The sequence below is a fragment of the Frankia sp. ACN1ag genome (assembly GCF_001414035.1).
Classification (GTDB): domain Bacteria; phylum Actinomycetota; class Actinomycetes; order Frankiales; family Frankiaceae; genus Frankia; species Frankia torreyi.
Genome location: NZ_LJPA01000041.1, coordinates 1 through 11,472, shown reverse-complemented (window position 1 = coordinate 11,472; position 11,472 = coordinate 1). Strand labels below are relative to the sequence as shown.

Sequence of the window (11,472 nt, the reverse complement as noted above, 5' to 3'; positions counted from 1 at the left end):
CTGAGCCTCTCGACTTCTCGTCCAACTTGCCTGCTTTTCAGGTCAGGCGGCGCCGGCGGCCTTGGCGCCGAAATTGCCGGCGTCGAGGCCGCCTGACGACCCGATCTTCACTGCGGCTGCCTTCACCAGGGAAGATCTTAGGCATCGGCGGGGCTTGTGGGCTCCTTCCCGTCCGTCTGGACGGTTCGGCGATACTGCGGGTGGTCGAGGTCCATCTGCTTCGCGGCGTGTAGTGGTACGGGGTGGCGGATACGGTCGGACCAGGAGATCGTCTGGTGACAGAGTTTCGCGGTCGCGATTGCGAGGGCGTCCGCGGGGACGGTGTCCTTGTAGGTCAGCGGGTAGATCTCTGTTGCGGTCATGGAGTACCAGTTCTGGGACATCTCTCCTTTGCGTCGTTCTGCCTTGTTGTCTGACCAGACGGAGCGGCGAGCGTCCCAGCGGGTGTATTTGGCGCCGAGGCGGCCGGCGCCCGCGCCGTCGTAGCTACGGGGCACGTTGCAGAGAATCCAGACCGGTGTACCGAAGTCGGTGGTGACCTGGTAGAGGGTGGTGGCGGTTTCGCCATCGGTCGGCTGGCTGTCGAGGTCCTTGGAGACACGGGTGGTGCTGACCGGGGACGGCACCTCGTCGTCCTTGATGTTCACGCGGATGACCGCTTGGGGCCGGTCATCTCGGTGCAGGGTGCTCCCGGGTAGCCAGTAGCGGCTCGTGCGGGTCTCGGCGGAGGCACCTTGGTGGATGTTCTGGAGGCCGTGCCACATGCGCCGGGAGGCCATTTCGTCGACCGTGACGGCGTAGGGGATCCCGTCGAGTTCGTTGGCGAGGTCTTGCAGCGCGCGCTCGACGATGTCCGCGGCCTCGTCCCACCGCTGCCGGTAGGTCCTGGTGTCTGTTCCTTCCGGGTAGGAGGTGGCGTGGAACGCGGTTTGGGCGGCACGGTAGGGCTGCCATTCAGGCCGGGTGGAGCTCCAGCCGATGAGAGTCCAGGTGCCGACCGGGTCGGCGGGCGGGACGAGGGCCGACGCGGTGATGACGACCTTCGGTCGGCCTCGCTCGCCCTTGCGGCGGTTCTGCTGGCGGACGTGGATACCGACGTGAGCGACGCGGTCGACCGGGTAGCCGGTCGAGGGTGGCTTCAGCGCGTTCGCGATGCGGTCGTCGATGATGCCGAGGGAGCGGTAGAGGTCGAGCAGCGCCCACTCGGCGGGATGGTCTTTGCCTTCCTTGGGGTGGATCACCCCGTTGTCGTCCGAGCCAAGTAGGTACTGGGTGGGTACGCCGAGGGCGGCGAGGATGCTTCTGGTCTGGTGCTTCGCGTCCAGATCGCCGGCGTCGGTGTCCGTGGCGTCTTCCGCGGTCGGCATTTCGGTCTCGCACCAGGCACCGATGAGAACGCCGTCCCGAGACTCCAGTGCGAACCGGTCTTTGCGTAGTGCTTCTTCGCGGCCGGCGGCGCGGCCAGGTCGGAGGAACTCGCCTGCCTGCTGGAAGACGGCGCTGATCGTGCCCGGGTGGAGCTCGAGTTCCTGGTCGTCTTGGGGGTCGAGGGCCACGTGGTCGAGCGCGAAGACTCTGCGAAGGGTGTCGAGCATCCGTAGACGGGTTTCGTCGCGGTACCAGAGGCAGGCGATGCGCAGTGTGTCGAAGCCGGCTGCCTTGACGGAGGCGACGATGGCCTCCGGGGATGGGAAGGCGTTTCCTGGCTCGGCCAGAGGGCCGCTGCGACCGTTGCTCGCGCGTTCCTCCTTCCGGCGGGCCCGCTCCCGTGCGGAGATCCGCTCCGGGTCTGTCGGCCGGTGGGGGAACTGCATGCGCACCTCAAGCAGTTCCAGCGGTTCGGCAGCGTCGGCGAAAACCAGAGACGCGTGATCGCGCAGGCGGCGCAGATGGTGCATTCCGGTGCCGACACCTATGGGGAACGAAGCGCTCTTTGCGCGGACGGGCCACACCTGCCCGGGACTGTCTCGGGGGAACCGCGCGGGTCTGTTTTCGGCTCTGGCCTGAGCGAGGAGTTGCTGTTCGCGGGTGGAACGTTCGGCCATGGTGCGCAGGATGGAGTAGTCCATGTCCAGACGGCCAAGCGCGTCGAGGGCGAGCCGGTTGACGGTGCGGGCCCCGCCGCGGCCGTCGAGGTCCAGTTCCAGCACGGGGCGCCCGATCCCTGGCTGCTTCGCGAGCGCGGTCTTGGAGAAGATCAGCGAGTCGGCGATGTGGGTGACTCGTGACGTGAGCAGGAGGAGGGGGCTGGTGATGTTCGGAAGGGTCTTGAGGGCCAGCCTCGTGCGAGAAAGCGCGAATCTACCGCCTTGGTCATTTACCCAGGGGTCATCAAGGGCGATGAGTCCGCCGGTGGTGTCGGGCTGAAGCGTGATCTCCTTGCTGTCGGAGATCGCCCACGGTTTGGCGGCGAGCCGTCGCGCGAGGTCCCAGGTGACCGTCCGGTACACCCAGCCGGGGGAGTTGGGTTGGCGGCCGGGCGTGGGCGTGAGGTGGTCGGCGAGCAGGTAGTGCTCCTCGCGTAGGTCGGCGATTCGTTTCGCGAGCTCCGGCGGGGTGGTGAGATCGATGGCGTCGATCTTGTCGCCGAGAGCGAGTCCGTGGGTGAGGGTGAAGACCCTGCGCAGGATCCGGCTGTCGAGGGGCTCTCGTGACGCGAGGAAGGGCGCCCGCCTGTCCGGGGCGAAGTGGACGTAGCCGCCGCTGAGGATGCCGAGTACGAGGGTAGCGATGGAGTAGGGGGCCTGGGCGGAGTCGTTGCGGTATCGCTGCTTGCACTGGCGGTCGAGGTCGTCCCAGAGTTTCCAGGTCTCCTCGTCGAGGTGCCGGATGTAGACGGCGGCGTCCGCGACGAGGGCGGGGGTGCAGCGGAACGCGAGCGTGTTGAGGTATTTGCCGGGTGCGGGCGGGGTCACGGTTCCTCTTCTCTGGGGTGTCACGGCGTGTTGGGGTGGATGCCGGCGTAGTCGAGGAAGGCGTTGAGCGCTTCGCCGTAGAGGTCGTTCATCCGTGTCCGCACCTCGGGGGTCCACTGGGAGTGGATGCGGCGCAGGATGGTCTCCAGGTCGGAACTCCAGGTGTCCTCGTGGAAGGCGTAGTCGACGAAGTGCAGGACGGCGTCGCCGCCGCCGCGCCGGGCGCGGCCGGCGAGCTGGATGAGGTCGACGATGACGCCCGCGACGATTTCTTCCTGGAGCGGCTTGTGCATCGCGGTGAATTGGGGTGCGGTCCGTAGCAGCAGGGAAAGCCGTTCCCAGGCGGCTGTGCGGGCCTCCGCGAGCGCTTGGGCGGGGTCGGCGCTCCCTCCTGGGGGCAGCGCCCGTAGGCCGGCGGCGTTGATGCTGCCGTACATTTCGGCGGGCTCGCCGAGTAGCGCGAGCGGGCGGACGCACAGGTAGACCGAGCGGACCGCGGAGCGGGTGCCGACCACGATGTTCAACCCGCGGGCGACGATCTGCAGAGGTACGACGAGGACGTTGCCGTACTGCGGGAAGTCCTCGAACTGCTCCGCTGTCAGCCGGGTCGCGATGTTCTCCCGGGGCAGGTCGGCGTGGGCGCTGTGCCGGTCTTCCTCCCGGACCGCGACGCACAGCCCGCGGCTGTATTTGCCGGCCTGGGAGATCCCCCGGGCGAGCCAGGCGCACTGTTCGTAAGAGTTGGCGACGACCAGCACATGGGCCCGGTCGGGGTCCTTGCGAGCGGTGCGCTCGAGCTCGGGGTGGATGTGCTGGTCGTAGAGGCTGGTACCCAGCTCGATGACGGCGTCCTTCTTCCGGCTGGGATGCGTTCCGGAGATCTTGATGGCTTCGCCGTACAGCGGGTGGCCCTCGCTGTACTCGATGCGGTGCCGCTTGGCCCGGATGGAGTTGGCCTGTGCGTCGGTCATCCACCAGCGAACCGGGGCATGGAGGTGCTCACGAACGGCCTGGGGGAAGTAGGCGGTCGCCGACAGGCCCATCACCGGGCGTTCCATGCCCGCCAGGACGAGGGAGACGATGCCGCCGAGCTCCGCCGCGTAGCAGTGTGGGTCGCCGGCGAGGGTCTGGGCCGACAGGGCGGCGTTCTTCTCTTTGTCGTCGAGGCCGGTCACTCGGTAGCCGGTGATCGCTCGTCCCAGCATGCCGCGGGGAAACGCTGCGGAGACGGCGCTGCTGTGCAGGTTGTCGAGGATCTTCTGGGCCGAGCGCAGGCCGGCCGATCGGAAGTTCTGAGCCTTGTCCTGCAGGAGCGACAGCGCCTCGTCCAACTCGGCCATCGCGGTGCGGATGACCAGGAGGTTGATCGCCTGGGTGCGCTGGTGCGTGTCCTTCACGGCGTCCTCGAGGAGGGTGTGAAGTTCGAGCTTCACCTCGTCGAGGAGGTCCTCGCCGCGGGGCGAGATCAGCGCGCTGAGCGCCGACCGGATCTCATGCCAGTCGGGGCCCTTCGGGACCAGCTGTCCGCGCAGCGGGTCAGAGCGTTGGAACCGGGTGGGCATGAGTGCGTTGAGGTGCGCGAACAGCTCCGGCGGGACGTCTGCGCCCGGGGTGACGTCCACGTCCGGCCACAGCAAGCCGATCAGTGTGCGGTCGCGGCTGCGGGCCAGATGCCAGCGTGTGCTCGTCTGGTCGGGGATCCGCTGCTGGGCGCGGGCGTCCTCGCTGGCGTGCAGGCTGAGCGCGTTCCGGCAGATCGACAGCAGCAGGAACTCGGCCATCAGCCGGACATGGCTGACGGGGGACAGCAGGTCGTGCTCGTCGTCGATGCGCAGCCGCTTCGCATCGGTGTCGATCTCCTGCGGGGTCGCTGACCAGTGGCGACGGGAGTGCAGGACGACCTCGCTGGCGGACGCTTCGAGGGCGCGGGACTGGAACTGGTCGACCTCGTCGACCAGCACCGCGTGGCAGGTACGCAACGCGAACTCGGCCGCGGTCAGGCGGCGTACCGGCCGACCGTCGAGGTTCACGCCGATGTGCAGGTTCCCGGACGTGAACACGAAGTGGTTCATGACGACGACACTCGCGGCGCACGCCTCGTACACCGGCGCGAACTTCCCGCACGTGGGGATCCACGGGCAGGCAGCCGAGCCGACACCCTGGCGGTGCAGCGACAGGCACGGCTCCCGGCCCGGCGGGTAGTCCCCGGTCGCCTCCAGGAATGTCCGCTGCGCGCAGCCGTAGGCCAGCGGGTCCACGTCGCGTTCGGCGCGCTCGCCCCAATCGCCGGGGGCGTCGGGATCCTCGGTGAGAAGGGAGGCGTGCTTGAGCGCGCGGTCGTGCATCCCGCGCGGTGACATCAGGTGCGCGCAGGTCGCTGGCTCGTCGAGGACGCCGATGGCGTGCAGATGGGCTAGGTCGCCGCGCACGTTCCAGGTCATGGCCAGGCAGGCCTTGATGTCCGGCAGGACGACGGCGAGGCGCAGACCGTGGACGGCGAACCAGGAGGCCATGACGCGAACCAGGACGCTTTTGCCTGTCCCGGTCGGCGCGTTGAAGATCTCCAGGCCGCCGGCGGTGAGCCTCAACGCCTCGGCCGGCGACACGGTGTCACTGCTTTGCAGCGCGTCGAACAGCTGCGAGAGCGTGCGATGCAGGAACCGTCGGTCCTCGTCCGACCGGTCGTCGATCCGCTCGGCCAGCTCAAGCAGCTCTGCCGTGGGGATCCGTAGGTCGGCGAGATACGGGGCGGTCGTGGCGTGCGGGAGCTGATCGTGGCCGAGCGGTTCGGTGAACTGGGGATAGGTCGGGATCGTGAGTCGACCGTGGACCTGGCCGAAGTCCTTGACGAAGATCTCCCCGGTCGACCAGACTCCGGGGCCGGCGAACTCGGGAGGCTTGGGGCGGGCGGTCGGCCGGTGGTAACGGGCGATCTGCCGGTCGACGTAGCCGAACAGGTCCCCACCGACGCGGGGGAACGCGGCGTCGGCGGTGAACGGGTTCTCTCCGACGAGCTCGAACGGCAGCAACGGCGCCGCGCTCTCAGCATCTGCGGAGTCGGTCGAGGTGAGAAGGGAGCGGGCCGCGACGGTGAAGGCACGCGGATCAGCGAGCTCAGCCGGAGCGATCGAGAGGACGCGGGTGATCCGCTGCTTCTCCTCATGAGGCAGGCACTTCCACCGGTCCCATGCAGGGTATTTCCCTGACAGCAGGAACGCTGCTTGGGCGAACGGCGCGGCNCCGCGGGTGTCGCCCTCGATCGTCTTCGGGAAGTACCGGGCGGCCAGTGCCAACGCCGCGAAGATCGCTGTCTGCTTCACCGGAGTCTCGCTCATGCCCAGCTCACCCCGGACTTCTCACAGACCAGCTCCCCGAACTCGGACGCGGTCGCTACCTGCATGCCGTACTTCGCGCACACTCCGGACAGCAGCGGCACCTGGCCGGCCCGGTGGTCCGGGACGACCAGCCAGCCCGCGCCGCCTCGGTCGCCTTCCTGCGCGTGGATGAGCTCTGCGAGCGTCGTCGCTGAGGTGTAGTCCTTGACGTCGACCTTGAGCTGCTCCTTCCGGCCACGCTTGGGGCCGGCTTCGACCAGCAGGTCGTAGGCGTCCAGCGCCGGCCACAGCTCCACGGTCAGCCCGCGCTCTGCCAGCCGGTCGTGCAGCGCGAGTTCAGGAATCCCGGGAACGGTGGTGTACCGCCAGATTCCTCGGACAAGCGCCTTGTGACCTGCGGCTGGGACGGCCTGCGGGACGCCCGTGAGGTCCGGGTAGAGGACGGCCTCCCGCGGGCCGGGACGTGGAGGGGACGGTTCGGGCAACAGCTCGGGCGGGCTTGCGTCCACCGGCAGTCGGAACAGGTAGGACGCGCCCATGTCGGCGTGGGCGCCGTGCCAGCAGCGGGCCGCACCTACGGAGCCGCCGGCTTTCTTCCGGACGGTCAGTCGCATCGGCCAGGCACAGACCGGACAGGGGAACCACCAGCCGCGAAAGACGGAACCGAAGGGGATGTCCTGATAGAAGTCGACGATCAACGGTGGGAGCCGAAGCTCGCACAGGTCGTCGACCGGGCCGGCGGGATGTCGGATCAAGTCTGACCGGCCGGCGACATATACACCCTGGTCGCCCTGACGGCGCAGCAACATGTAGGCCGTCTCCTGGTCAATCTCCTCGCGAAGCTGCCGGTCCGTGACCACGCCTGCCGCGCGGTCAAGCTTGCGGACGGTGTCCAGCAGCATCCGCTGCTCGAGGTCGAGGTCGAAGGCGTCCTCGGTGACTTGGCCGTCGTCGTCGACGACCAGCATTCCGGCAAGGTCCAGTGGGTTGACCCCGGGCGGGACGAGACCGGCCAGGTCTCCCCTGAGCGCACCGCGGAACTCCGCGAATGGGAGCGGGCTGACCGGGCCGCGGGCGGCCAGCATCATGCCGTGGCATTCCATCAAGGTCGCCAGGCGCTGCCGGGGCTCCAGCCCCGGCGTGGTCATCGCCTTCGCTGCACGTAGAGCTGCCCTCAGGACAAGGGATCGTACCCTAACGTCATCGAACGTCCGGACGGTGTCGTCCGTGGTGATCGTCACAGATCCAGAGGATAGACGGCACCTCCGACAAGAATGCCGGCGTTCGACGGCACGAACCTTTAAGGCCGGTTGCCGGCAAGCCAGTCGAGACCCGAGACAGGCACGTGCGGGTACATCTGCTGGTAGATGTCGAGGTACTCCTGCACGTGCCGTCGTCCCAGCTCGGTCAGCCGCCAGCGGTACTCGGCGACGTGCGTACCGCCGGGCGCCATCACAGGAACCGAGTCCACGAAGCCGCGGCTCGGCCGACCCCCGGTCCTGCCCTGGTAGCCCACCCCGATGAAGAACAGCGACCTGCCCGCCAGCGCGTCATCGTCCAGGCCGGCCGGCCCAGCGGCGGCCACCCGAGCCAAAACCCCCCACAGCCATTCCGACAGCAGATGCGCCGCAGGGTCGGGCTCGCGCGGCTCGCCGAGACCCGCGCGCGCCGCCGCGCGGCCTCGTCGAGTGATTTCGACGAGTACCCGGTCGACCTCGCCGGCAGTCGGATGCTCGATCCGATCTTCTGTGACGACCAGGAGCCCGCGTCGCTGGAGTGCATGCACGGTCGGACCCGCTCCGGGGTCGTGCACATCCCGCATGCGAAGACGTTCTTGCAGGCGGGTGTAGCCGACCACCGCCGGCGCGGCCTTCAACGCCAACGGCAGCTTGCGCCACTCGGCGGGGCGCGGCACAGGCAGCCGCTGGACCCGCCGCATCCACATCTCGGCCTCCGTCATGCGGTCGTCCCGCATGATCTCCCCCAGATAGATCTGCTGGCGCTCGTTCAGCGACTCCCACGCGGCCAGCGCCGCCTGCGACGGAGCCCGATCCCGGCCAGTGCCCAGCAGGGGCGCAGGCTCGTCAACCCGCGTTCGCATCCATGCGTCCAACGCCATCCGCACAGGCACTCCATACGCCTTGGCCAACGGCCCAAGGAGCTGACCCGTTGCATCGGGGTCCCGCCAGCGACGCCCCCGCACCGGGCGACCGGTCTCCAGCGCTGAGAGCTTGGCAGCGGACACGCACAGCTCGCGGCCGGCCGGAGCAGCACAGAGGAGCTCAGCCAGGCGCTCCAAGGTCAGCCCGGCTGCGTACCGCAGATCCACCAACGTCTCCCGCCCCCGCTCCGAGCCCGTCAGCGCATCCACACCGCACCCCAGTGCCGATGCCAACCGCTCGATGCGCGCCGGTGTCGGGCTATGCCGGCCCTCCTCATAGAAAAAAATCATCCGGGCTGACACCCCGACCCGGTCCGCTAACGCGGCACGGGTCAGCCCCAGCTCGACTCGCCGGGCAGCCAGACGTGACGGCTCGATCTTGCGTAGCGGAGGCGGCATGATCCCATGAAAGTTGAATGAAGACTTCATCGCAAGATCGTCACGCCAGAAAACACCCGGCATGGGTCGCCATGCCGGGGTCTTTGCTGTGCCCGCCTTACTGGCCGTCGCGGGCCAACTTGAACAGGCCGGCGATCCCCGGGATCCGGTCCGACGGAGGCCGTCGGACCGGACGGCGTCGCCATTGTCGATCTCGGCCCGGCGGAGTCGGCCGGGGCCGACGTGCTGGCCGCGGTCGGATGACGGCTACCGCCCCTGCGGGCGGCGATGCTCGAGCAGCGGCGTCCGGACCGTCGACGGGCGCACCCGGACGAGTTCCGCCCAACCGGCGCGCCCGGCGGTGGACAGTCCGGACGTCGTAGCCGCCGAATCAGGGACGAAGGCGAGAGAAACATCTGCTGCCTCGTCTGGCTCGGCTACCACAGCCGGAGTCGCAAGAGTTCCTGCGCAGCCACGGACGCCGGGCCGGCCTACCTGACGCATGAGAGGTAGCGGGCGGACAGCAGCCATGGCAGCGTCCCGCTCGACCTCGGCACGGGGTGCATGTCGCGTTTCTGCGCCCTGCCATCCGATGGTGCGAGTCCGGCCCGCGCTCTGGGCGGTAGCCGGACGCTTCGCCTGCCGCAGGCGCCGTATCAGGGCGAAGGCAAAGAACCGGCACCGCATCACCTCCGCCGTCCCAGGGCCGGGGTGGTCGCTGCGTCGGCGGCGGACGGTCGGGCCGGCGCCCTCGCCGTACCAGAAGTGAAAGGCCAACTCCGGCCACGCTGGCCAGCCATCGGGCTCGCCGAGGAAACCTGGAAGGAAGGGCTGGACTATGAACAGCGAAACCGCGGACCTGGTCGAGGGCATCACCTCCCGCGTGCAGCGGGCCATCCTCGCGGGTGACTATCCGGCCATCGTGGGCCTGCACGGCGAGCGGACGCTGATCCTTAGCGACTACGACTATCTGATCAGCTGGGCGACGAGCCTGGAGTTCGAGATCCGCGCCGCCGCCCAAGCCCAGGCCAACGCCACCCACCGATGGGTCTTCGCGGTCGCCCAGGTCTGGTACGACGACGGGGACACCATCCAGGCCCGGCCCCTGCATACCGCCCCCTTGCAGCTGGGGGAAACTGAGACAATCAGCTGGATGAGTTACGACGCCGAGGACGGCATCGACTACGGCCGCGTCCAGTTCGCCCGCCGCCCGGGCGGGGAACCTGTCTTCGACGACGCCGAATACTTCGCCGAGCCCATGCAGCCACTCAACCGTCTTCCCGGCTCGGCGATGCACCGCCTGCTCGTCGCCGGCATCCCTGATCTCGCCGCGGCTCTCCCACAGCGACGCTGAGCCCACCATGATCAAAGTCCCCTGACCGTTCGACGCCGGGTCCACAGGAGCGGGATACCACCGTGGCGAGATCACGGTGCGAGCTCTCGCCGGGCCGCTTCGAGGGCTAACTATCGAAGAAGGGCGGACGCTCACTCACGCTCTAGCCCAGCAGTAAATAGTCCTTATGAAGAAGGTATCTAATTCTTAATGACTAGAAATGTCCTGGTAGGAGCGAGTCAAATCGCACTGGACGGCCGTTCCGACTGTGAAGTTGGTACGGGTCTGGGCCGATCTGGTGGGGCAGGCTGGAGGTACGGCCCGCAGTGGGATCGTGACGGACGAGCGCTGAGTGGTGCGAGGTGAAGCGGTGGCTCCTCGGTGCAGACCAGCCGGTAGCGGGCGGCCCGGAGGGCTGGCCAGCGGACTGCTGCTTGTAGCGGTCGCCTTGGCACTCGTCTCTTGCAGCTCGGATGAGGGTTCGATGCCCGGTCCGGCTGCCACCAGCGGCGCTGTCCGTTCGCCCACGCAGANGGCGAGCACGCCGTCACCAACGTCGCCTGCGGATCTTGCTCGCGGCGAGGCGGTGGATGCGTACCTGGGGATGTGGCGTGCGACCGCTGCCGCCAGCCACACCTCGGACTGGCAAGCTCCTGAGCTGCCCCGCTATGCCTCGGGCTCGGCGCTCCGAGTGATCACGGGCACGCTGTATGCCGATCATTTCAACAAGGTCGTCTCCCGGGNCCAGTCGGTGAATCACCCGGCGGCGACCTCGGCTGATCCTCCTGCCGCTCCGACGACTGTGCTGCTCACGGACTGTGGGGACGACTCGAACTGGCTGAAGTACCACTCTGCTCCGGGGCAGCCGGATGACGGGCAGCTGGTCGCGGGATCGGCCGGGGGCCGCCGGCGGATCACAGCCGAGGTGAAGCTTCACCAGGACGGGGCGTGGCGGGTGACCCGTTTCGCCGCCGGGTCGGTGGGCTCATGCTAGTAGACCGTCGCTGTTTAGTTCTGGGGTGTGGCAGGCTGGTGTTGGCAGATCTTCCTCGTCCCCTCTGCCGGTCAGGACAAGTCATGCCGTCACAGAAGAAGCGGCCGGTCACCTTGACCGCGGCCGATCGTGAAGCGTTGGTTCGGGTCACCACCACGGGTGTGCATCCGGCCTCGATGATCAGGCGGGCGCAGGTGCTGCTCGCGTTGGACACCTCGACCGGCGAGGTTGATCCTGTCGAGGTGATCGCGGCACGGCTGGGTGTCTCGGGTGAGACGCTGCGGCTGGTCGCCAAGCGGTTCGCCGAGACCAGCGGCGACATCTGGGCCACGGTCGGGCGCAGGCAGCGGGAACAG

General features: G+C 68.3%; 4 protein-coding genes and 1 pseudogene. 2 read left to right on the top strand and 3 right to left on the bottom strand.

Going from position 1 to position 11,472, the window contains the following annotated elements; genetic code table 11:
- Nucleotides 1-137: 137 nt before the first annotated feature.
- The 3 genes from UK82_RS33800 to UK82_RS26500 form a co-directional block, all read right to left on the bottom strand.
- Nucleotides 138-2,915 (bottom strand): RNaseH domain-containing protein, encoded by a 2,778-nt coding sequence (locus UK82_RS33800; RefSeq protein WP_161849174.1) that lies wholly within the window; start codon nt 2,913-2,915, stop codon nt 138-140.
- Nucleotides 2,916-6,246: 3,331 nt separating this feature from the next.
- Nucleotides 6,247-7,398, bottom strand: a complete 1,152-nt coding sequence (locus UK82_RS26505) for a hypothetical protein (protein WP_161849173.1) — start codon at nt 7,396-7,398, stop codon at nt 6,247-6,249.
- A 152-nt stretch (nt 7,399-7,550) separates the two neighbouring features.
- The gene (locus UK82_RS26500) at nt 7,551-8,873 is read right to left on the bottom strand and encodes a helix-turn-helix domain-containing protein (RefSeq protein ID WP_201784249.1); all 1,323 of its coding nucleotides are present in this window, start codon (nt 8,871-8,873) and stop codon (nt 7,551-7,553) included.
- A gap of 754 nt (nt 8,874-9,627) precedes the next feature.
- Here UK82_RS26500 and UK82_RS26495 point away from each other — a divergent pair.
- Nucleotides 9,628-10,143 (top strand): hypothetical protein, encoded by a 516-nt coding sequence (locus tag UK82_RS26495; protein WP_055410003.1) that lies wholly within the window; start codon nt 9,628-9,630, stop codon nt 10,141-10,143.
- 1,056 nt (nt 10,144-11,199) lie between these two features.
- Nucleotides 11,200-11,472, top strand: a pseudogene (locus UK82_RS26485) (helix-turn-helix domain-containing protein); the annotation flags it as partial.

What these genes read in the sequence shown, in the direction of transcription:
- UK82_RS26505 (WP_161849173.1), bottom strand. Translation starts at nt 7,398, where the DNA reads ATGACCACGCCGGGGCTGGAGCCCCGGCAGCGCCTGGCGACCTTGATG.
- UK82_RS26495 (WP_055410003.1), top strand. Translation starts at nt 9,628, where the DNA reads ATGAACAGCGAAACCGCGGACCTGGTCGAGGGCATCACCTCCCGCGTG.
- UK82_RS26500 (WP_201784249.1), bottom strand. Translation starts at nt 8,873, where the DNA reads ATGCCGGGTGTTTTCTGGCGTGACGATCTTGCGATGAAGTCTTCATTC.